A 21,666-nucleotide genomic window follows, 5' to 3' on the forward strand; every position below is an offset into this window, starting at 1 on the left:
CCTTCTATAGGCCCCGCATCAATGCGCGGCAGCAGGCCACCCTTCGATGCAACTGGCATCGCCGCCATCGCGCGGCGGATCGACCGGCCGATCGTGCTGGTCGGGCTGATGGGGGTGGGCAAAACCACGGTGGGCCGGCGGCTGGCGGCGCTGCTGGACCGCGATTTCGTCGATGCGGATCATGCGATCGAACAATCCGCCGGCCGCTCGGTCAGCGAGATCTTTGCCGACTTCGGCGAGGCGGCTTTTCGCGATGGCGAACGCCGGGTGATCGCCCGGCTGATTGCCGAAGGCCACGGGGTGATCGCCACGGGGGGCGGCGCCTTTGTCGATCCGGCGACCAGGGCGCTGGTGATCGACGAAGCGATCGCCGTGTGGCTCGACTGTCCGCTCAGCGTGCTGATCGAACGAACCGGCCGGCGCAACACGCGGCCATTGCTCGCTGCGGGCGATCCGGCGGCGATTCTGCGCGATCTCGACCAGGCGCGCCGCCCCTTCTACGCCGAGGCGCCGGTGCGGGTGGACAGCAGCGCTGGATCGTATCAGGCAACCGCCCACGCCATCTTGCGGGGGATCGACCAATGGCTGTGATCGACGTGGCGCTGGCCGGGCGCAGCTATCAGGTGCTGATCGGCCCCGCCCTTTACGAGAGGTGCGGCGAGAGCCTGCGCCGCTTCCTCCGCAAACAGGCCGTGCCGGTGGTGGCCGATGCCGGCGCACTTGCCGCGCAAGGCCCGCGACTGATCGGGGCGCTGGAAGCAGCGGGGTTTGCGCCCGCAATCTTCGAGGTTCCGGCGGGCGAGGCGTCGAAAAGCTGGGAAGGGCTCGCCCGGTTGACCGACTGGCTGCTCGCCCAGGGCGTCGAACGTGGCGATCATGTGCTGGCCTTCGGCGGCGGGGTGGTGGGTGACCTTACAGGCTTTGCCTGCGCGATCCTCAAGCGCGGCTGCGGCTTCATACAGCTCCCCACGACTTTGCTGGCGCAGGTCGATTCGAGCGTTGGCGGGAAGACCGCGATCAACACGGTGGCGGGGAAGAATCTCGTCGGCGCGTTTCACCAGCCATCGCTGGTGCTGGCCGATACCACCACCCTCGCCACCCTGCCCCAGCGCGAAATGCGCGCCGGCTATGCCGAAGTGTTGAAATACGGCGTGCTGGGCGATGCGGCGTTCTTCGACTGGCTGGAAGCGCACGGCGCGGCTGTGCTGGCACGCGAGGGTGCAGCGCTGGAACAGGCCATCGCCACCAGCGTCGCCGCCAAGGCGCGCATCGTTGCCGAGGACGAGCGCGAGACCACCGGCACCCGCGCGCTGCTCAATCTCGGCCATACGTTCGGCCATGCGCTGGAAGCGGAAACCGGCTTTTCCGATCGCCTGCTGCATGGCGAGGCGGTGGCACTGGGGATGGTGCTCTCGGCGCGCTATTCCGCCCGTCTGGGCCTGCTCGCCGGCGCGGATGCCGCGCGGATCGGCCGTAGCATCGAGGCTGCAGGATTGCCCGCCACTCTGCCCGCGCTGGGCCTCGCCTGCGATGGTGCGCGGCTCGCCCAACATATGCGGCACGACAAGAAGATGGATGCCGGCACCCTCCCCTTTGTGCTGCTGCGCGGGATTGGCGCGGCGTTTCTCGCGCGCGACGTGGCGCTGGGCGATGTGGCCGCGTTCTTGGACGAGGAGCTCGTCCGATGACCCGTTTCATCGACCTGTCGATCCCGATCAGCAACGATGTGATCTCGGACCCGCCGGTGATGCGACCGCGGATCGAATACGTCACGCACGAAACCAGCTGGGAGCAGATTGCGTTGTTCTTCCCCGGCCTCACCCGCGACGATCTGCCCGACGGAGAAGGCTGGGCGGTCGAAACGGTGACACTGGCGACGCATAACGGCACCCACATGGACGCCCCGTGGCATTACCATTCGACCACCGACAGCGGCGCGAGGCCTGCGCCGAGCATTGACGAGGCCCCGCTAGACCGGTTCTTCCGCCCCGGCGTGAAGCTCGATTTCAGCCACCTGCCGCACGGTCATGTGGTCAGCGCGGCAGAGGTCGAGGCGGAACTGGCGCGGATCGGATATGCCCTCCAGCCGCTCGACATCGTGCTGGTCCAGTCGGGCGCGGTCTATGGCACCGACAACTTCACCGATCAGGGCGTCGGCCTGGGCGCCGAGGCGACCTTGTGGCTGACCGAGCGCGGCATCGAGGTGGTCGGCACCGATGCCTGGAGTTGGGATGCGCCGTTCAGCCACACCGCGCGCCGCTGGGCCGAAAACCGCGATCCGTCGATCATCTGGGAAGGGCACAAGGCTGGCCGCATCCGCCCCTATTGGCAGATCGAAAAGCTGACCAATCTCGCAGCGCTGCCGCCCTTCGGCTTCACGCTGAGCTGCTTTCCGGTGAAAATCGACCGCGCCAGCGCGGGGTGGATCAGGGCAGTGGCGCTGATCGAGGATTAGGGAAACAGGTCAGTCACGGTAAAATCGCCGAACAGCTCGCGCACCAGCAATTGCCGGTGGCAGTGGTCGGGCGAGCGTTCGTAACACAGCAGCGCCACGCGCCGTTCCTCGGCCAACGCGCGCAATTCGGCCATCGCTGCCATGGCTTCGGGCAGTTCCAGCTGGCCGGCATAGATCCGCGCCAGTTCGGCATCGTTGCCCTTGCGCGCCGCGGCACGGCCATCGGCTGGCGTGCCGAGCGGCTTGAAGTGGCGATAGGCGATCCCCGCCTCGGCCATCGCGCCCGACAGCGGGGTCTTGGAGAAGCCAGGCCGGCGTGACAGCGGGAGGGCGCGAACATCGGCCAGCACCTCCACGCCTGCCGTCGTCAGCGCCGCAGTGAAATCGGCCGGAATCGTCTGTTCGTACCCGATGGTCCAGATTTCTCGCCTGCTCACTCCAGCTCCAGGATCACCGCATCGACCGCCAGGCTGTCGCCTGCCTGCGCGTTGACCTTTTTCACCTTGGCGGCCTTTTCGGCGCGGAGGATGTTTTCCATCTTCATCGCCTCGACCACGGCGAGCGGCTGGCCGGGCTGAACTTCGTCGCCTTCCTGAACGTCGAGCCGGACCAGCAGGCCTGGCATCGGGCAGATCAGGAACTTGCTGAGGTCGGGCGGAACCTTTTCGATCATGTGTTGACGCAGATGCGCCAGCCGCGCTGGCAGGACGCTGGCAGCGTGCTGGCCGCCACGCGCGGTAAGGCGGAAGCCGCTGCGGGTCGGCACCACCTGTACGGCGAGCATCTCGTCCTCCATCTCGGCCTCGATCAGCCGGTCGCCGGGGGTATATTCGGCCTCCATCGGCACCACCGCGCCATCGACCGTGATCTCCCCTTCCTCGTCCATCGAGACAGCGTGATCCTCGCCGGCGAGGCGCACGATCCAGTCGTAATCGGGCTCGCGGTGCTCGTCGATCCCACCGCTGACCTGCAGCGCTCGGTCGGCACGGACGATCGCCAGCCAGCCGGCCAGCGCGGCGAGTTTGCCGCGCAGATCTTCGGTCAGCGGGGCACCTTCGAAGCCGTCGGGATATTCCTCGGCGATGAAGCCGGTGGTCAGTTCGCCCGAACGGAAGCGCGGATGCTGCATGATGGCGGACAGGAAATCGATATTGTGCCCTAGCCCCTCGATCTCGAACGCATCCAGCGCGGCGATCTGGAGGTCCGCCGCCTCGTCGCGGGTTTCGCCCCAGGTGATCAGCTTGGCGATCATCGGGTCGTAGAACATCGACACCTCACCGCCCTCAAACACACCGTCATCAACGCGCACGCCGTCCACCCCGCGGCGGCCGTTGGCGGTGCCATCGTCGGTCCAGCCCTCGACCGGCGGGTCATAGCGGACCAGCCGCCCGGTGCTGGGGAGGAACCCGCGATAGGGGTCTTCGGCATAGACGCGGTTTTCGATCGCCCAGCCGTCAATACCGATATCGCCCTGCGTCAGGGCAAGCTTTTCACCGGCCGCGACCCGGATCATCTGTTCGACCAGATCGATGCCCGTGATCGCCTCGGTCACCGGGTGTTCGACCTGCAGCCGGGTGTTCATTTCGAGGAAGTAGAAGCTTTCCCCCGTCGGGTCGGCGCCGCTGACGATCAGTTCGACCGTGCCCGCGCTGTAATACCCGACCGCGCGGGCGAGCGCGACGCACTGCTCGCCCATCGCTTTCCTCATCGCGGGGGTGACGAAGGGCGACGGCGCTTCTTCGACCACCTTCTGGTGGCGGCGCTGGATGCTGCACTCGCGCTCGTTGAGGTAGAGGATGTTGCCGTGCTGATCGCCCAGGATCTGGATTTCGATATGGCGCGGATTGAGGATGAACTTCTCGATGAACACGCGGTCGTCGCCGAAGCTGTTCAGCCCCTCGCGCTTGACCGCCTCAAACCCCTCCCGCACGTCCTGTTCGGTGTAGGCGAGCCGCATCCCCTTGCCCCCGCCGCCGGCCGATGCCTTCATCATCACCGGATAGCCGATTTCCGACGAAATACGCACCGCGTGCTCGGTATCCTCGATCTCGCCGACGAAGCCGGGGACGACGTTGACCCCCGCTTCCTTCGCCAGCTTCTTGGACTCGATCTTGTCGCCCATCGCCGCGATCGCGTTCACCGGCGGACCGATGAAGGCGATACCCTCGGCCGCCAGCGCCTCGGCAAAGCTGGTGCGCTCCGACAGGAAACCGTAGCCCGGATGCACCGCCTCGGCGCCGGTCTGCTTGCAGGCGGCGATGATCTTGTCCGCAACCAGGTAGCTTTCGGCGGCGGGCGACGGCCCGATATGCACCGCCTCGTCCGCCATCCGCACGAACGGCGCGCGGGCGTCGGCATCGGAATAGACCGCGACCGTCGCGATACCCATGCGCCGCGCGGTCTTGATGACCCGGCAAGCAATCTCGCCCCGGTTGGCGATGAGGATTTTGGAGAACATTAGTCGGACGCCTTAGATTGAACCTGCCGTGCTACTCGCCTCGCAAGCCAATGGCAGAAGAACAGTGCTGCTACTCCGTAGATCGCAGCAGGAACGAAATTGATCAGGGACACCATCCAGAAAGGCGCGACATTTTTCCCGGCCAAGGGGTACACGATGGCGAGAAAACCAGCGATGCCTGACCAGTAGAGTGCCGAGCAAACAGCGAAGAATAGCGCGGGCCGCCTGACACCATTCATTCCGCCGCCTCCACCACGTTGCACGCCCGCATCGGCTCCTCGCCCTTGAGCGCCGTCAAACCCAGCTTGGCGAACAGCGCGGCGTCGCTGTCGTCGCCGGCGTTCGGCGCGGTCAGCAGCTTGTCGCCGGTGAAGATCGAGTTCGCGCCGGCGAGGAAGCACAGCGCCTGGGTCGCCTCGCTCATGCTCTCTCGCCCGGCGGAGAGGCGGACCATGCTCATCGGCATGGTGATCCGCGCGACCGCCACCGTGCGGACGAACTCGATGTCGTCGATCTTGGCGAGCGGGGTGTCCGCCAGCATGTCGCCCAGCACCGTCCCCTTGACCGGCACCAGCGCGTTGACCGGCACAGATTCGGGATGCTGCGGCAGGGTGGCGAGCGTGTGGATGAAGCCCACCCGATCCTCGCGCGTCTCGCCCATGCCGACGATCCCGCCGCTGCACACATTGATCCCGGCCGCGCGCACGTGGGCGAGCGTGTCAAGCCGGTCGGCCATGGTGCGCGTGGTGATCACCCGGTCGTAATATTCGGGGCTGCTGTCGATATTATGGTTGTAGTAATCAAGCCCCGCCTCGGCCAGCATCTCGGCTTGGCTGGGCGTCAGCATCCCCAGCGTCATGCAGGTTTCGAGGCCCATCGCGCGCACGCCCTTCACGATCTCGACGATCGCCGGCATATCGCGGTCCTTCGGGTTGCGCCAGGCGGCGCCCATGCAGAACCGCTGGCTGCCATTGTCCTTCGCCTGCGCGGCTTTCTGGAGGATCGACTGCACCTCCATCAGCTTGCTCGCCGGCACGCCGCTGTCGGCCTTCACTGACTGCGAACAGTATCCGCAATCCTCCGGGCAACCCCCGGTCTTGATGCTGAGCAGTGTGCACAGCTGCACCTCGTCCGGCGGATGGTTCTCACGGTGGACGCTGGCGGCGCGGAACAGCAATTCGGTGAACGGCAAATCGAACAGCGCGGCGATTTCGGCGCGGGTCCAGTCGGTGCGGATCTCGGTCATTGCGGCTGACCGATAGCGATCCCGCGCGTGCGCGCAAACCCTTCCAGCGCGGCGGCATAGGCGGGCGCGCCGCGCCGTCCGCCCTCACCCGACAGCAGGCGCGTCACCCCATTGGCCAGCATCGCTATCTGCGGTGCCGGAAGGCGGCCAAGCGGTGACAGATAAACGCCGATGGTGAACACGATCGCCCCCGTCATCGGCAAGCGGCGCAGCGTCTGGCGCTCGCAGCGGACGAACAGCGTCTCGCCGGCGTTGGTGGGGGTTACATGGGCAAAGGCCTGTTTGGGCCGCCCGGCAACCCAGCGCCAGGCATCGGTCGGGGTGATGAACCAGTTGCAGCGCCCGAAGATGCGGCCCGGCGTCAACTGCGCCATGAAATTATCGACCCCGCTGGCAAGCTGCTCGGCATAGCCGTGGATCGGCGCATGGATGGCGGTGAGCGGCAGGCCGAGTTTGTCAGCGGGACGCCAGTCGCTGGGGAAAATGACGGCAGCGGCGACGAGGCGATAGACCTCCTCGCCATCGCGGCGGGTGAGGAGGCAAAAATCCTCCCAATGATGCTCTGCGCAGCCGCGCAGATCGCCCTCCACGCCTAGCACTTTGGCCAGTTCGCCCGCCGCCGCCACGCCTTCAGGCAGCACCTGCACGCCTTCGGGGAAGGCGGTGAACCCCGAGCGGCGGGCGGCGCGATCGGGTGCGGGGTCGAGCCAGGCGCCTTCCTCCAGCGCGCACAGGCCCATCTTGAGCACGCCGCCGCCGCGCGCCCTGGGCAGCAGTTCCGCGACGGAAAAGCCGAGCGACAAGCCTAGGCCGCCACCTCGTCCAGCCCCTCGCCGGCAGGCGGCATATTGTGTCCCAGCAGGCGCAGCAGGTCGGCAGCGCATTCGACCACATTGCTGCCAGGGCCATAAATGCCCTGCACCCCGGCTTCGCGGAGGAAGTCGTAATCCTGCGGCGGGATCACCCCGCCGGCAACCACCTTGATGTCCGCCCGGCCCGCCTCGCGGAGCAGGGCGATCAGTTCGGGGATCAGCGTCTTGTGGCCGGCGGCAAGGCTCGACGCGCCGATGGCGTCGACATCGTGCGCCAGCGCCATGTCGCGGGTTTCGGAAGGGGTTTGGAACAACGGGCCTGAGATAACCTCGAACCCCATATCGGCAAAGGCCGAGGCAATGACATTCGCCCCGCGATCGTGGCCGTCCTGACCCATCTTGGCGACCATGATGCGGGGCGTTCGCCCGAGCCGGCGCGCGACCGCCTCGACCCCGCTGACGACCTGGGCATAGCGCGCATCGCCGGCATAGGCCTCGCTATAGACCCCGCGCACCGGCGTGGGCGTGGTGTCGTAGCGGCCGAACACCGCCTCCATCGCGGCGGAAATCTCGCCCAGCGTGGCATCGTGCCGGGCGGCTTCGACCGCGAGGGCGAGGAGGTTGCTGCGGCCTTCGACAGGATTAGGCTGAGCGAAACCCGGATCAGTCCCACCGTCCGCTCGTGCTGAGCTTGTCGAAGCACCCGCCCGCGCCCCATCCTCCAGCGCCCGCAGCGCCGCCTGGCACGCCCCCTCATCCCGGCCCGAGCGAACCTGTTGTAACCGCGTGATCTGGCTCTGCCGCACGGCGTGGTTGTCGATGTCGAGCGTGTCGAGCGCGGCCTCTTCGGCCAGCCGGTACTTGTTGACCCCGACGATCACCGTCTGGCCCTGATCGACGCTCGCTTGCTTTGCCGCAGCAGCCTGTTCGATCAACGCCTTGGGCTTGCCGGTGGCGACATAGGCGGTCATCCCGCCCGCCGCATCGACCTCGGCGATCAGTTCGCGCGCCTCGTCCACCAGCGCGGCAGTCAGCGCCTCGACATAATACGACCCGCCCAGCGGATCGGCCACGCGGGTGATGCCGGTTTCCTCCTGAATCACCAGCTGCGTGTTGCGGGCAATCCGCGCGGAAAAATCGGTCGGCAGCGCGATCGCTTCATCGAGCGCGTTGGTGTGAAGCGACTGGGTGCCACCGAGCACCGCGGCCAGCGCCTCGATCGTGGTGCGGATGACGTTGTTATACGGGTCCTGCTCCTGCAAGCTCACACCGGAGGTCTGGCAATGGGTGCGCAGCATCTTGGACTTTTCGTTTTGAGCGCCCAGCCCTTCCATCACCTCGTGCCAAAGCGCGCGGGCGGCGCGCATCTTGGCGATCTCCATGAAGAAATTCATGCCGATGCCCCAGAAGAAGCTGAGGCGCGGGGCAAAGGCGTCGATATCGAGCCCGGCGGCCATCGCGCGGCGGGCATATTCCTTGCCGTCGGCGATGGTGAAGGCCAGTTCCTGCACCGCCGTCGCGCCGGCTTCGTGCATGTGATAGCCGGAGATCGAAATGCTGTTGAACTTCGGCATATGCGCCGAGGTGTAGGCGATGATGTCGCTGACGATCCGCATCGAAGGTTCGGGCGGGTAAATATAGGTGTTGCGGACCATGAACTCCTTCAGAATGTCGTTCTGAATGGTTCCGCTGAGCTTGTCTTGCGCCACCCCCTGCCGTTCCGCCGCGACGATGTAGAACGCCATCACCGGGATGACCGCGCCGTTCATGGTCATGCTGACGCTCATTTCATCGAGCGGGATCTGATCGAACAGCACTTCCATATCGGCCACGGTGTCGATCGCAACGCCCGCCTTGCCGACATCGCCGACCACGCGCGGATGGTCGCTGTCATAGCCGCGATGGGTGGCAAGATCGAATGCGACCGACAGCCCCTTCTGCCCGGCGGCGAGATTGCGGCGGTAAAAGGCGTTCGATTCCTCGGCGGTCGAAAAACCGGCATATTGGCGGATGGTCCACGGCCGGCCGGTGTACATCGAGGCATAGGGCCCGCGCGTGAACGGGGCGAAACCCGGCAGGCCCGGCCCCTCGGCCGGCGCATCGTCCGCGGTATAAAGCGGCTGGATCGCGATGCCCTCCGGCGTGTGCCAGGTGAGGTCGCGGCCCTTCACTTCCTTGTAGGCGGCTGCCTGCCAGTCGGCCTTGTTCACTGTGTCAGTCATTCCGGTTCCATTACCCGCTTCGGCGAATGGGGCTTGGTTACGCTCCTTTGAATTCAGGTTTGCGCTTCTGGAGGAAGGCCATTCCGCCTTCCAGCGCATCGGCGCTATCGCCCGCGCAGCGCTGGCCGACCGCCTCCTGATGCAGCGCGGCGGCATAGCCTGTTTCGAGCGCGCGGTGGATATTCTCGCGCATCCGCGCCAGTGCCAGCGTCGGCCCGGTGGCGAGCCGCAGCGCCAACGCGCGCGCCTCCTCAAGCAGCGCCTCGTCGGCCACCGCCTTGTGGATCAGGCCCCATTGTTCGGCCTTTTCGGCGCCGATCTTTTCGCCCAGCATCATCATTTCGGTCGCCCGCGCCTTGCCGACGAGGCGCGGCAGCATCCAGCTGGCCCCGCCATCGGGAACCAGTCCGATATTGACGAACGCCTGGAGGAAATAGGCGCTGCGTCCGGCGAGCACGAAATCGGCCGCCAGCGCGATCGAGCAGCCGATCCCGGCCGCCGGGCCGTTGACCGCCGCGACAATTGGCACCGCGCTTTGCGCCATGTGCACCATCATCGGATTGTAACTGCGCGACAGGGAATCATACGCCGCGCGCCCGCCCGTGACCGAGCGCTCGCCGCGCGCCGCGAGATCGGCACCCGAGCAGAAGGCGCGCCCGGCGCCGGTGATCAGGAAGCAGCGCGTATCGCTTGTATCGACCAGCGCATCGCGGATTTCGTCCGCCATCTGCGGCGGGCAGGCGTTGAGCCGTTCCGGGCGGTTCAGAGTGATGGTGGTGACGGGCCCGTCGCTTTCGACGAGGATGGTCTCATAGGCCAAGGCGCTCTCCCCTTTTGCCCGCCACAGAGCCCGCGGGGTTGCAGATTGCAACCCTCAATTGCGGGCTGGCTGGCCCCAACAAGGTACAGCGGGGTTCCGGGTCAAGCCCGGGACGACAAAGCTGAGGGTCGTCACCCCGTACCTGATCCGGGGTCCGGCTTTGTCGCCGCACAGGGTGACAAAGGCGACACCAGTGTCACCCGGCCCCGCATGGCTTCAATTCGACCAGTGCGCGTCGGCCTTGGGCGTCTCCATGATCTCGGTGAGCTGCCCCATCATATCCTTGGGGTGGAGAAAGAAAATCGGCGTCCCGTGCGCACCGATGCGCGTGGGGCCGAGGATGCGCTTACCCAGCCCCTCGAACCACGCGCGCGCCTCCGCGATGTCGGCGACCTCGTAGCACAGGTGGTGCTGCCCGCCCGCCGGGTTCTTGGCGAGAAAGCCGGCGAGCGTGCTGTCCGGCCCCAGCGGCTCGATCAGCTCGATCTGGGTGCCGTCAGTGCCGCCGTGCCCCGGCGTGTCTACGAAGCAGACTTTCACCCCCTGGTCGGGCAGGTCGAACGGCTCGGTGATCGAGGTCGCTCCCATCACCTCGCGGTAATAGGCCACGCTCTCCGCGATCGAAGGCGTCGCGACGCCGATATGATTGAGACGGCCGAGTTTCATGGTTTCATTTCCAGTTCGAAATACCAACCCATCAAAGCGGCTACTGAGCAAAACAGGATGACGACCCAGAGCCCGCGATACAAATTGAACTCAATGCGGTGGTCGACCTGATGGTATTCCCGCCCCTTGAAACCAATTCGCTTGTGAAGAACGGCCTTTCGCAGTTCGTGAGCGGACCAGAGCGCCCCACCCCCCGCGAAAACAATCACAAGCCAAGCTTCGCTGAGATTGATTGGAATACCGAAAAAAGACACTTATGATCTCACAGCGGAATATTGTCATGCTTCTTCCACGGGTTCTCAAGCACCTTCCCGCGTAGCTTCCGCAACCCCAGCGCTATCCGCCGCCGGGTCGAGTGCGGGTAGATCACCTCGTCGATGTAGCCGCGCTGCGCCGCGACGAAGGGGTTGGCGAAGCGCTCCTCGTATTCGCGGGTCTTTTCCGCCTGCTCCTCGGCGCTCATGCCGCGGAAGATGATCTCGACCGCGCCCTTGGCGCCCATCACGGCGATCTCGGCGGTGGGCCAGGCGTAGTTGAGATCGCCGCGCAGGTGCTTAGAGGCCATCACGTCGTAAGCGCCGCCGTAGGCCTTGCGGGTGATCACGGTGATCTTGGGCACGGTCGCCTCGGCATAGGCGAACAGCAGCTTGGCGCCGTGTTTGATGATGCCGTTATGTTCCTGCGCCGTGCCGGGGAGGAAGCCGGGCACATCGACAAAGGTCACGATCGGGATTTCGAACGCGTCGCAGAACCGCACGAACCGCGCGGCCTTCTTCGAGGAATTGATGTCGAGCACGCCCGCCAGCACCATCGGCTGGTTCGCCACCACGCCCACCGTGCGCCCTTCGATCCGGCCGAAGCCGCAGATGATGTTGCCCGCATGGGCCGGCTGGATTTCGAAGAAATCGCCCTCGTCCACCACCTTGCGGATGACTTCGTGCATATCATAGGGCTGGTTGGCATTGGCGGGGATCAGCGTGTCGAGGCTGTCTTCCACCCGGTCGAACGGGTCGGCCGTCGGCCGTTCGGGCACCTCCTCGCGGTTGGACAGAGGCAGAAAGTCGAAGAAATCGCGCGTCGCCAGCAGCGTCTCGATATCGTTTTCGAACGCCACATCGGCCACGCTGGTCTTGGTCGTATGGGTGATCGCGCCGCCCAGCTCCTCCTGCGTGACGACCTCGTTGGTGACGGTCTTCACCACGTCGGGTCCGGTGACGAACATATAGCTCGAATCCTTCACCATGAAGATGAAGTCGGTCATCGCCGGGGAATAGACCGCACCGCCCGCGCACGGGCCCATGATCAGGCTGATCTGCGGCACCACGCCCGATGCCAGGACATTGCGCTGGAACACCTCGGCATAGCCGCCGAGGCTTGCGACGCCTTCCTGGATGCGCGCGCCGCCGCTGTCGTTGAGGCCGATGACGGGGGCGCCGACTTTCATAGCGCTGTCCATCATCTTGCAGATTTTCTCCGCGTGGCGCTTCGACAGGCTGCCGCCGAAGACGGTGAAGTCCTGGCTGAACACGAACACCAGCCGCCCGTTGATCGTGCCGCTCCCGGTGACCACGCCATCACCGGGGATCCGCTGGCTTTCCATCCCGAAATCGGTGCAATCATGTTCGACATAGGTGTCGAGTTCTTCGAAGCTGCCTTCATCGAGCAGCACGTCGAGCCTCTCGCGCGCGGTCAGCTTGCCCTTGGCGTGCTGAGCGGCGATGCGCTTTTCCCCCCCGCCCATCCGGGCAGCTTCGCGGCGACGCTCCAGCTCGGCGATATTGGCGGACATGGGCACTCCTGATGGGGGAAGGTCGGTTGCGTAACGCGCCGGCAGGCGCTGGGCAAGTCAGCGCAGCAGGACCAGTTCTTCGGCCATCGTCGGGTGAATGGCGACGGTGGCGTCGAACTCGGCCTTGGTGAGGCCCGCTTTCACCGCCACGGCGGCGGCCTGCATGATCTCGGGGGCTTCGGGGCCGATCATGTGAATGCCGAGGATGCGGCCCGAAGCCTCGTCGCAGATCATCTTGTAAAGCGAGCGTTCGCTGCGCCCGGTGAGCACATTCTTCATCGGGCGAAAGTCCGAAAGATATACCTTCACCGCGCCGAACTGGTTGCGCGCTTCGCCCTCGGTCAGGCCGACAGCGGCGATCGGCGGATGGCTGAAAACCGCGCTCGGCACGTTCTGGTGATCGACCGCCACCGGATCGCCGCTGCCGAACACGGTATCGGCAAAGGCCTGCCCTTCGCGGATCGCCACCGGGGTCAGTTGCACCCGGTCGGTCACATCGCCGACGGCATAGATATGTTCGGCGCTGGTCTTGCTGAAGCGGTCGACCTTGATCGCGCCGTGCGCGGTCATTTCGACGCCCGCTGTGTCCAGCCCCAGCCCTTCCACATTGGGCACCCGCCCGGCGGCGAACAGCACGCAATCGACCTCGATTTCGTCATGCCCCGTCATCGCCACGCGCAAGCTGCCATCGGCCTGCTTCTCCATCCCGCGAAATTCGGCGTGGAAGCGGAAGTCGATCCCCTTGGTCATGCTGATCTGCAACAGCCGGTCACGCACGCTTTCGTCATAGCCGCGCAGGATCACGTCGCTGCGATTGACGATCGTCACCTTGCTGCCGAACTGGTGGAAGATGCCGGCGAACTCGTTGGCGATGTAACCGCCGCCGGCGATCAGCACGCGGCGCGGGATGGCATCCAGATGGAACGCCTCGTTGCTGGTGATGCCATGTTCGGCGCCCGGGCAATCGGGAATGCGCGGCCGCGCGCCGGTGGCAATCAGGATATGCCGCGCGGTCACCGTCTGCCCACTGGCGAGGGTGATCTCGTGCGGCGCCGTCAGCACGGCGCGTTCGGCGAAGATCGTCACGCCATTGTTGTCGAGCGTCTGCGTGTACAGCCCCTCGAGCCGGGTGACATCGTTCAGCACATTGTCGCGCAGCACCGTCCAGTCGAAGCGTGGCTGGTCGATGGTCCAGCCAAAGGCGGCGGCATCTTCAAGATCCTCGGCAAAATGCGCGCCATAGACGAGCATCTTCTTGGGAACGCAGCCGCGAATGACGCAGGTGCCGCCGACGCGATATTCTTCGGCCACGGCAACCCGCGCGCCATGCGCCGCCGCCACCCGACTGGCACGTACACCGCCGGAACCTGCCCCAATGGTAAAGAGGTCGAAATCATATGATGGTGTTATGGCCACGCTGCTAGTATCCTGCACGATGCGGGAGGCTTATGACCAGATGGAGGGCCAGCAGCAACTGCAAGATCACCGGTAAAGCAACCGGCGGGCAAGACGGCTGGCAATGGCCCGCCGGATGCCGCTTGTGCAAACGGCCTTAGCCTGGACCGTAGCTTGCTGTTGCGCTGCCCGGCATCCCCCCCGGGGTGTAGGTGCAATTTGCCGCCATCTGGCACGACGTGCGCAAGTCGATGTCCCGGCCGATACCTTGGAGCGTTTCCAAAGCCCCTTGCGCCGCCTGCATCGAGCCCATCAAAACGCGGGTGACGGTAACATCAATCAACGTGGAAAAAATTTGGGCCTGTTCGGCATGGGTGGCCCGTGCAGCTGCTGCATGGAACCCACGTGGCAGGCCCTCGACATGCTCGCTAACCCCGAAATTATCGAGAACAGTCATCACCCCGCCCCATTGCCGGTACGTATGCACAGGGGCCGTGTACAGTTCGGTGATCCACTGATTGGTGCTGGAATTATGGAAGGTCGATGCAAACAAAGCCTGTTCGACACCGCCCATATTGCTGCCTGCTGCGGTTCCCCATGCGCGGCTTGCCTGATTTTCCGACACAACGCTCCAAACGGTCACTTCGCTGGAATGCACATCCACTGGCGCGATCCCGGCATGGGCCGTTATCTCGGCAAAGGCAGCGGCAGGTGATGTGACGGGGCGGGAATGAACCATGCGAACCATGCGGGGGGAAGCCGGGTCGCCGGGCGCCGCCACCCATTGGTTAGAACCAGCAGGCTGCCAACCGGCGGGAATCTTCATCCTGTTCGGGCCATCGATCAACCGCAGCGGCGGATAGCTGGCTGTCCGAACTTGCGCGCGCGGTGTGTCCCGCGCGCCGGTTTGCGCAGCTGCTTCAGGCACAAGGAACGGCGGCACGCTTAACAACAGCGCCGCTATAGTGCAGGGTATTGCTTGCTTCGTAGATGCAGTCATGAAAGCTGGCCCTATCATTCACGGAACACTGTTGTCCTTTATCATCACAGATGTGCTTCATTCGTGTGACATCTTTCGTTGCCCAAACTCTCACATTGGCAATCTATCACGCCAGACCGGCATGCTTGATCAAAGCTAGCGTCGCTGGATCAAAGGTGTTGCCGACATCGCCGATTTGTCCGGCCAACCTTTTGCCCAATTCGACCCCGAATTGATCAAACGGGTTGATGCCCGAAAGAACGGCATTGGCGAAAGTCCGATGCTCGTGAAAGGCGGTCAGCGCGCCTAACGCAGCCGCATCAAGATCATCCAGCAGAAACGTCGTGCTGGGTCGATTGCCCACGAAAGCACGCACAGGGTCGCTCGATATTTCGCCAGCCATCAACGCAGCGCCTTGCGCAAAACAATTTGCAAGCAAAATGCGATGATGAGCTGGATCAAGCGCGTCGCCCGGCGCGATGCTGGCGATGAAATCCACCGGCACGAGATGCGTACCCTGATGGAGCAGTTGGAACACCGCGTGCTGCGCGTCTGTGCCCACTCCCCCCCAGGTGATCGGCGCGGTCGGGCCGCCGGCAACGGGCGGCTTGCCGTTGGATTCCATCTCCAACTGCTGGAGATAGGCAGGAAACAGCCGCAGCCGCTCGTCATAGGCGAACACCGCGCGGGTCTGGCAGCCGCGCAGCCGGGCATAGAGCTGGTCGGCAAAAGCGGCTCTGAGCGGCAGATTGGCGCGGCCATCGCTGGTGGCGAAATGCTCGTCCACCGCCCGCGCCCCGGCCAGCATGGCGGCAAATTCGTCCCAGCCCAGCGCCAAGGCCACGGGAAAGCCAATGCTCGACCACAGCGAATAGCGCCCGCCTACCGTCTCGGGAAATGGCAGCACGCGCGTTTCATCGACGCCCCACGCGACCGCCTTATCCGGCGCGGCGGTCAGCGCCACCACCCGGCCATAGGGGTCGGCAACGCCATTGTCGCCCAGCCAGCGCAGCGCCGAGGCCGCGTTGGTCATCGTCTCGATCGTGGTAAAGGTCTTGCTGGCGACGGCAATCAGCGTGGTCGCCGGATCGCACGCCGCGAATGCCGCTTCGAGCGCGAGCCCGTCAATATTCGAAACGATATGGACATTCACCAGCGCCAGATCGCGCGCCAGCGCGTCAATCGCCAGCGCCGGGCCCAATGCCGAGCCGCCAATGCCGATGTGGATCAGGTGGCGCACCTCACCCAGCGCGCCCTGATGGATTGCCTCGACCAGCAGCCGCATCCGCTGATGCAGCGCCGTGGCCTCTTCGACCGACGCCTCGTGCCCGGTGCCGCGCTGCGCGAGATGTTCGGCCGCGCGCCCTTCGCTGGCATTGACCCGCTCGCCCGCCAGCAGCGCGCGGCGCCGCTCGGCAAAGCCCATCGCTTGGGCCAATCGCTCGAACGCGGCCAGATGTGCGTCGTCGAGATGCGTTTTCGACCAGTCGCACAGCATCCCCGCCATACCGCCATCGGCCGGCCATTCGAGCCGCTGCACCAACTGTTCCACTCGCGCCGGGTCTGCGGCGAACAGATCGCGCAAGGGCGGGCGTGGCAGCCGCTCCAATTCGCCCCAAATGTCCTTTGCCGCGTCATTCATCGAAAAGCCTTTCCCTCGCTGGCTCACGGCGACTAGAGGTCGCCGCCATGATTTGGAAGGGCAGGAACAGCGGCGCCGCGCCGCATCCGGGGGACGGCGGTGCCGATGCGCCGGCTGGCGGTACGGGCAGCAAGGACGAGAATTTCGGCGCCTTCGTGCTGAAGCTCGCGCTGGCGGTGCTGATCTTCCGCAGCTTCATCTTCTCGCCCTTCACCATTCCCAGCGAATCGATGCTGCCGCAATTGATGAACGGCGATTATCTGGTCGCGGCGAAGTGGCCGTATGGCTTTACCCGCCATTCGCTGCCCTTCAGCTTGCCGCTGATCCCGGGCCGCATTCTCGCCAGCCAACCCGAGCGCGGCGACATCGTCATCTTCAAGCACCCCGTCGACGGCAGCGATTATATCAAGCGGGTGGTCGGCCTGCCGGGCGACACGGTCGAAGTGCGCGGCGGCCAGGTGGTGCTGAACGGGCAGAAGCTGCGCCAAGAGCGCGCGGCGGATGCGGTGGTCAAACTGTCGGACAACACCATCTGCCATCCGGCCGGCACCCCGGTGACGGATTCCGATGGCGATCCCGCGTGCCGTTATATGCAGCTGCGTGAAACCAATCTCGACGGGCGCAGATACGATATCTTCGATTTCGGACAGGGTCCGGCAGACAATTTCGCTCCGATCATAGTGCCCGAAGGCCGCGTGTTCGTGATGGGGGACAATCGCGACAATTCGCTCGACAGCCGCTTCCCCGCCGCACCGGGGGCCGGCGTTGGCCTGGTGCCGCAGGACCTGCTGGTGGGCCGGGCCAGCCGCGTGCTGTGGTCCACCGACGGCTCGGCGCAATGGCTGCTGCCGTGGACGTGGTTCACCGCTGCCCGCTGGGACCGCATCTGGAAGGATCTGTGAGCGCTTTGCCGCCTGCCACGCGCAGCTTTCTCGATGCGCTTGGCATGGCCCCCCGGAATGACGCGCTGTGGCTGGAGGCGCTGACGCATGGCAGCCTTGTCGATGCGCCCGCCAATTACGAACGGCTGGAATTTCTGGGCGACCGCGTGCTCGGCCTGGCCATTGCCGACGGGCTGTTTTCCGGTAGCCGCAGTGCCGAAGGCGATCTGTCGCAGCGGCTCAATGCACTGGTCAGCCGGCAGACCTGCGCCCGCGTCGCGCGGCGGATCGGCCTTGGCCCGCATATTCGCCTTGGCAAGCAGGCGCTGGGCGATGGCGGGGCTGATAGCGACAATATCCTCGGCGACGTCATAGAGGCTTTGCTGGGTGCGGCGTTCAAAGAGCATGGCTTCGATGCGGTCCGCACCATCATCGCGCAGCTCTGGGCGCCCGAAATCGCGGGCGATGCCGGGCGCGCCAAGCATCCCAAGAGCGCGCTTCAGGAATGGGCCGCCGGCAATCAACGCAAACCGCCGGAATACGAGTTGATCGACCGCAGCGGCCCGGATCACGCGGCGCAGTTCACGGTCAGCGTATCGGTCCACCGCGTGGGCGCGGTCGAGGCGACTGCCGGCAGCAAGCAGGAGGCAGAACGCCTCGCAGCGAAGAAATTCATGGAGCAATACGGATGAACCAGATGGCCGATCAGGCAGGCCCGACCCGCTGCGGCGTGGTGGCGGTGCTTGGTGCGCCCAATGCCGGCAAATCGACTTTGGTCAACCAGCTGGTCGGCCAGAAGGTGGCGATCACCAGCGCCAAGGCGCAGACGACCCGCGCCCGGATGCTGGGCATCGCGCTGCTCGATCAGACGCAGATGATCCTCGTCGATACGCCCGGCATTTTCGCGCCCCGGCGGCGGCTCGACCGGGCGATGATCAGTGCGGCGTGGGAAGGCGCCGAGGCGGCCGATGCGATCCTGCTGCTGGTCGATTCGGTGAAACAGCGCCGGCACGAGTTGGAACCCCTGCTCGACAGCCTCGCTCACCGGCCCGAGCGCAAGATCCTGGTGCTGAACAAGGTCGATGCCGCGAAGAAGGAGCCACTGCTGGCGCTGGCGCAGGAACTGACTGCCAAGGTGCCTTTTGCCGAGGTCTATTTCATTTCGGCGCTGACGGGCGACGGGGTGCCCGACATGAAAGCGGCGCTGGCGGCGATGATGCCCGAAGGTCCGTGGCACTATCCCGAAGATCAGGTCAGCGATGCGAGCGAGCGGCTGCTGGCCACCGAAATCACCCGCGAGCAGCTTTACAAGCAGCTCCACGAAGAACTGCCTTATGACAGCGCGGTGCGGCCGGAAAAATATGTGCAGCGTGCAGATGGCAGCGTGGAAATCCACCAACAGATTGTGGTCGGCCGCGATACGCAGCGCGCCATTGTGCTGGGTAAGGGCGGCAGCCGGATCAAGGCCATCGGCGAAGCCGCGCGCGCCGAACTGGCCGAAATCCTTGGCCAGAAGGTCCATCTGTTCCTCCACGTCAAGGTCGAGGAAAACTGGGCTGAAAGCCGCGAAATCTTCGAGGAAATGGGCCTCGACTGGGTGCGGTAAGCGCGCCGCCCACCCCGGCAAGAACCACCCAACGTCGTCACCCCAGCGAAAGCTGGGGTCGCTATCGATCTATGACCCTGAGCGATCCCAGCTTGCGCTGGGATGACATTATTTTGCCGGCTCTGTCGCCGCTTTACGCGCCGCCGCCTTTTTGGCCACAGGTTTTTTTGCCGCCGGTTTCTTGGCCGGCGCCTTTTTCGGCGCGGCTTTCTTGCGTGTGGTCTTTTTCTTCGCCGGGCCCTTGGCGGCGCGGGCGTCGATCCATTCGATCGCCTGCGCCTCGGTCACATCCTCGGGCTTGATATCGCGCGGGATGGTGGCGTTGGTGGTGCCGTCGGTGACGTAGGGGCCGTAGCGTCCCGGCATCACTTTCATCTCGCCGCCGCTGGTGGGATGCGCGCCGAGTTGCTTGATCGGCTCGGCCTTCGCCCGGGCACCTCCCGCGCCGCGATTGGCGCCTTGCGCCAGCAGATCGACCGCGCGGTTCATGCCGACCTCGAACACCTCGCGCGTGTTCGCCAGCTTGCCGTATTTGCCGTCGTGCCGCAAGTATGGCCCATAACGTCCGATATTTGCTTCGATTTCCAGACCCGTATCAGGGTGTGCGCCGACAATGCGCGGCAGGCTCAGCAGCTTCAACGCCCAGTCTAAATCGAAATCGTCGAGATCCTTGGGAATGCTCGCGCGCTTGGCGTCCTTGCCCTCGCCCCGTTGCACGTAAGGCCCGAACCGCCCGGTCTTGCGCTCTACCGGCAATCCGCTTTCAGGGTCTGTGCCGAGCACCGCATCTTCGGCCGCGTCGCCGCTGGCCCCGCCGCCCTGCCCGAACCGGCGGGTATATTTGCATTCGGGATAGTTCGAGCAGGCGACAAATGCGCCGAATTTCCCGCCGCGCAACGCCAGTCGGCCATCGCCGCAGCTTGGGCACTGGCGCGGGTCGCCGCCGTCTTCGCGCTCGGGGAACAGATAATCGCCGAGGAATTGGTCGAGCGCCTCGGTCACCTCCGACGGCAGCCGCTCCATCACCTCGTCGGCCTTGGGCTTAAAATCGCGCCAGAACGCGGCGAGCAGCGTCTTCCATTCTTCGCGCCCGCCCGAGACTTCGTCGAGTTCGTCCTCCATCCCAGCGGTGAAGTCGAACGCCACATAGCGTTCGAAGAACCGTTCGAGGAACGCGGTCAGCAGCCGCCCGCTCTCTTCGGCAAAGAAGCGGTTCTTCTCCATCCGCACATAGGCGCGGTCGCGCAGCGTCTGGATGGTCGAGGCATAGGTGGAGGGCCGGCCGATGCCGAGTTCCTCCAGCCGCTTGACCAGGCTCGCTTCGGAAAAGCGCGGCGGCGGCTGGGTAAAGTGCTGGCTGGCAACGACCTCGCGCTTGGCCGGGCTGTCGCCTTTGCGCATCAGCGGCAGCAGGCTGTCTTCGCCCTCGTCACTATCGTCGAACCCTTCCTGATAGACCGCAAGGAAGCCGGGAAACTTCACCACCTGCCCGGTCGCGCGCAATTCGTGCCGGCCGGTCGGGTCGCGCAGCGTTACGGTGGTCCGTTCCAGGCTGGCGGCCGCCATCTGGCTCGCCATCGCGCGCTTGAAGATCAGTTCATAGAGCTTGCCCTCATCGCCCGCACCGGCGCGCTCGCGGGTGAAGTCGGTCGGCCGGATCGCCTCGTGCGCTTCCTGAGCATTCTTCGCCTTGGTGCTGTAATGGCGGGGTTTTTCCGGCAGGTAATGCCCCGAATAGCGCTCGGCCACAGCCTTGCGGCAGGCGGAGATGGCGCTTTCGTCCATTTGCACCCCGTCGGTCCGCATATAGGTGATCGCGCCCGCTTCATACAGCGATTGCGCCAGCCGCATCGTGTGGCTGGCTGAGTAGCCGAGCTTGCGCGCGGCCTCCTGCTGCAAGGTGGAAGTGGTGAATGGCGGCGCCGGATTGCGCTTGAACGGCTTGGTCTCGACCTCCTCCACGGTGAAGCGAGCCTGCTCCACGATCGCCTTGGCCGCCAGCGCGGCGCTCTCTTCGCCCAGCGTCAGCCGGTCGATCTTGGCCCCGTCGAGCTTGACCAGCCGCGCATCAAATGCGGTCCCGTCATGCTCCATACGCGCCAGCACCGACCAGTATTCCTGCGCCCGGAACGCCTCGATCTCGCGCTCGCGATCGACGATCAGGCGCAGCGCCACCGATTGCACGCGCCCCGCGCTCTTGGCGCCGGGCAGCTTTCGCCACAGCACGGGGCTGAGCGTGAAGCCGAACAGATAATCGAGCGCGCGGCGGGCGAGATAGGCATCGATCAGGTCCTGATCGAGTTCGCGCGGGGCGGCCATCGCGGCGGTAACCGCCGGCTTGGTGATGGCGTTGAAGGTCACCCGGTCAACCTTGGCCGGCAGCGCCTTGCGCTTGGCCAGGAGCTCGCGCACGTGCCACGAGATCGCCTCCCCCTCGCGGTCGGGGTCGGTGGCGAGGATCAGGCGTTCGGCGCCCTTGGCGCTATCGGCGATTTCCTTGAACCGGCTCTGCTTGTCGCGATAGAGCTCCCAATCCATCGCGAAGTCTTCCTCGGGTCGCACGCTGCCGTCCTTGGGCGGCAGGTCGCGGATGTGGCCGTAGGACGCCAGCACCTTGAAGCCGGGGCCGAGATATTTCTCGATAGTCTTCGCCTTGGCGGGCGATTCGACGATAACCAATTGCATGATCTGTCCG

Annotated in this window: 19 protein-coding genes; 6 read left to right on the forward strand and 13 right to left on the reverse strand. The window is 65.2% G+C overall.

Annotated features, from left to right (window positions below; translation table 11 throughout):
- Positions 1–21 precede the first annotated feature (21 nt).
- From ILT46_RS05900 to ILT46_RS05910, 3 genes are read left to right on the forward strand one after another with little or no spacing between them, the layout of a single operon-like run.
- Positions 22–591: a shikimate kinase gene (locus ILT46_RS05900; RefSeq protein ID WP_199503710.1), complete on the forward strand. Its 570-nt coding sequence runs from the start codon at positions 22–24 to the stop codon at positions 589–591.
- Entirely contained in the window at positions 582–1,688 is a 1,107-nt protein-coding gene (aroB, locus tag ILT46_RS05905; protein ID WP_199503711.1) for a 3-dehydroquinate synthase, read from the forward strand. Before ILT46_RS05900 ends, aroB begins: the two co-directional genes overlap by 10 nt.
- The gene (locus tag ILT46_RS05910) at positions 1,685–2,455 is read left to right on the forward strand and encodes a cyclase family protein (RefSeq protein WP_199503712.1); all 771 of its coding nucleotides are present in this window, start codon (positions 1,685–1,687) and stop codon (positions 2,453–2,455) included. The genes aroB and ILT46_RS05910 overlap by 4 nt, the downstream gene beginning before the upstream one ends.
- On the opposite strand, the gene ILT46_RS05915 is transcribed toward ILT46_RS05910, so the two are convergent.
- From ILT46_RS05915 to pgi, 12 genes are all read right to left on the reverse strand, one after another.
- Complete coding sequence (locus tag ILT46_RS05915; RefSeq protein ID WP_199503713.1) at positions 2,452–2,892, reverse strand: DUF488 domain-containing protein; 441 nt, start codon at positions 2,890–2,892, stop codon at positions 2,452–2,454. The genes ILT46_RS05910 and ILT46_RS05915 overlap by 4 nt on opposite strands.
- Positions 2,889–4,913, reverse strand: coding sequence for an acetyl-CoA carboxylase biotin carboxylase subunit (locus ILT46_RS05920; protein ID WP_199503714.1), 2,025 nt, complete (start codon positions 4,911–4,913; stop codon positions 2,889–2,891). The genes ILT46_RS05915 and ILT46_RS05920 overlap by 4 nt, the downstream gene beginning before the upstream one ends.
- Positions 4,914–5,148: 235 nt before the next feature.
- A complete protein-coding gene (gene bioB / locus ILT46_RS05925; RefSeq protein ID WP_199503715.1) occupies positions 5,149–6,159 on the reverse strand; it encodes a biotin synthase BioB in 1,011 nt (336 codons plus the stop codon).
- Entirely contained in the window at positions 6,156–6,962 is an 807-nt protein-coding gene (locus ILT46_RS05930) for a heme-dependent oxidative N-demethylase family protein (RefSeq protein ID WP_199503716.1), read from the reverse strand. Before ILT46_RS05930 ends, bioB begins: the two co-directional genes overlap by 4 nt.
- 2 nt (positions 6,963–6,964) lie before the next feature.
- Complete coding sequence (gene scpA, locus ILT46_RS05935; RefSeq protein ID WP_199503717.1) at positions 6,965–9,193, reverse strand: methylmalonyl-CoA mutase; 2,229 nt, start codon at positions 9,191–9,193, stop codon at positions 6,965–6,967.
- 37 nt (positions 9,194–9,230) lie between these two features.
- Entirely contained in the window at positions 9,231–10,013 is a 783-nt protein-coding gene (locus ILT46_RS05940; protein WP_199503718.1) for an enoyl-CoA hydratase-related protein, read from the reverse strand.
- 216 nt (positions 10,014–10,229) lie between these two features.
- On the reverse strand, positions 10,230–10,679 hold the full coding sequence (gene mce, locus ILT46_RS05945; RefSeq protein ID WP_199503719.1) for a methylmalonyl-CoA epimerase: 450 nt from the start codon (positions 10,677–10,679) through the stop codon (positions 10,230–10,232).
- Positions 10,676–10,933: a hypothetical protein gene (locus tag ILT46_RS05950; RefSeq protein WP_199503720.1), complete on the reverse strand. Its 258-nt coding sequence runs from the start codon at positions 10,931–10,933 to the stop codon at positions 10,676–10,678. Before ILT46_RS05950 ends, mce begins: the two co-directional genes overlap by 4 nt.
- Positions 10,934–10,941: 8 nt before the next feature.
- A complete protein-coding gene (locus ILT46_RS05955) occupies positions 10,942–12,468 on the reverse strand; it encodes an acyl-CoA carboxylase subunit beta (RefSeq protein ID WP_199503721.1) in 1,527 nt (508 codons plus the stop codon).
- 57 nt (positions 12,469–12,525) lie between these two features.
- The gene (gorA, locus tag ILT46_RS05960; protein WP_370592353.1) at positions 12,526–13,884 is read right to left on the reverse strand and encodes a glutathione-disulfide reductase; all 1,359 of its coding nucleotides are present in this window, start codon (positions 13,882–13,884) and stop codon (positions 12,526–12,528) included.
- Between the two features lie 136 nt (positions 13,885–14,020).
- Positions 14,021–14,863, reverse strand: coding sequence for a hypothetical protein (locus ILT46_RS05965; RefSeq protein ID WP_199503722.1), 843 nt, complete (start codon positions 14,861–14,863; stop codon positions 14,021–14,023).
- Positions 14,864–14,969: 106 nt separating this feature from the next.
- Positions 14,970–16,484 (reverse strand): glucose-6-phosphate isomerase, encoded by a 1,515-nt coding sequence (gene pgi / locus ILT46_RS05970; protein ID WP_199503723.1) that lies wholly within the window; start codon positions 16,482–16,484, stop codon positions 14,970–14,972.
- 47 nt (positions 16,485–16,531) lie between these two features.
- On the opposite strand from pgi, the gene lepB reads away from it, so the two are divergent.
- From lepB to era, 3 genes are read left to right on the forward strand one after another with little or no spacing between them, the layout of a single operon-like run.
- Positions 16,532–17,386 carry a signal peptidase I gene (lepB, locus tag ILT46_RS05975; RefSeq protein ID WP_199503724.1) on the forward strand — a complete coding sequence of 285 codons (855 nt, stop codon included), beginning with the start codon at positions 16,532–16,534 and terminating at the stop codon, positions 17,384–17,386.
- Between the two features lie 44 nt (positions 17,387–17,430).
- Complete coding sequence (gene rnc, locus ILT46_RS05980; RefSeq protein WP_233397056.1) at positions 17,431–18,057, forward strand: ribonuclease III; 627 nt, start codon at positions 17,431–17,433, stop codon at positions 18,055–18,057.
- Between the two features lie 5 nt (positions 18,058–18,062).
- Positions 18,063–18,971, forward strand: coding sequence for a GTPase Era (era, locus tag ILT46_RS05985; protein WP_199503764.1), 909 nt, complete (start codon positions 18,063–18,065; stop codon positions 18,969–18,971).
- Between the two features lie 108 nt (positions 18,972–19,079).
- Here the strand turns inward: era and topA are convergent, their stop codons facing one another.
- On the reverse strand, positions 19,080–21,656 hold the full coding sequence (topA, locus tag ILT46_RS05990; RefSeq protein WP_199503726.1) for a type I DNA topoisomerase: 2,577 nt from the start codon (positions 21,654–21,656) through the stop codon (positions 19,080–19,082).
- Between the last annotated feature and the right edge of the window lie 10 nt (positions 21,657–21,666).

It is taken from the genome of Qipengyuania sp. YIM B01966 (genome assembly GCF_016461955.1).
Lineage (GTDB): Bacteria > Pseudomonadota > Alphaproteobacteria > Sphingomonadales > Sphingomonadaceae > QFOP01.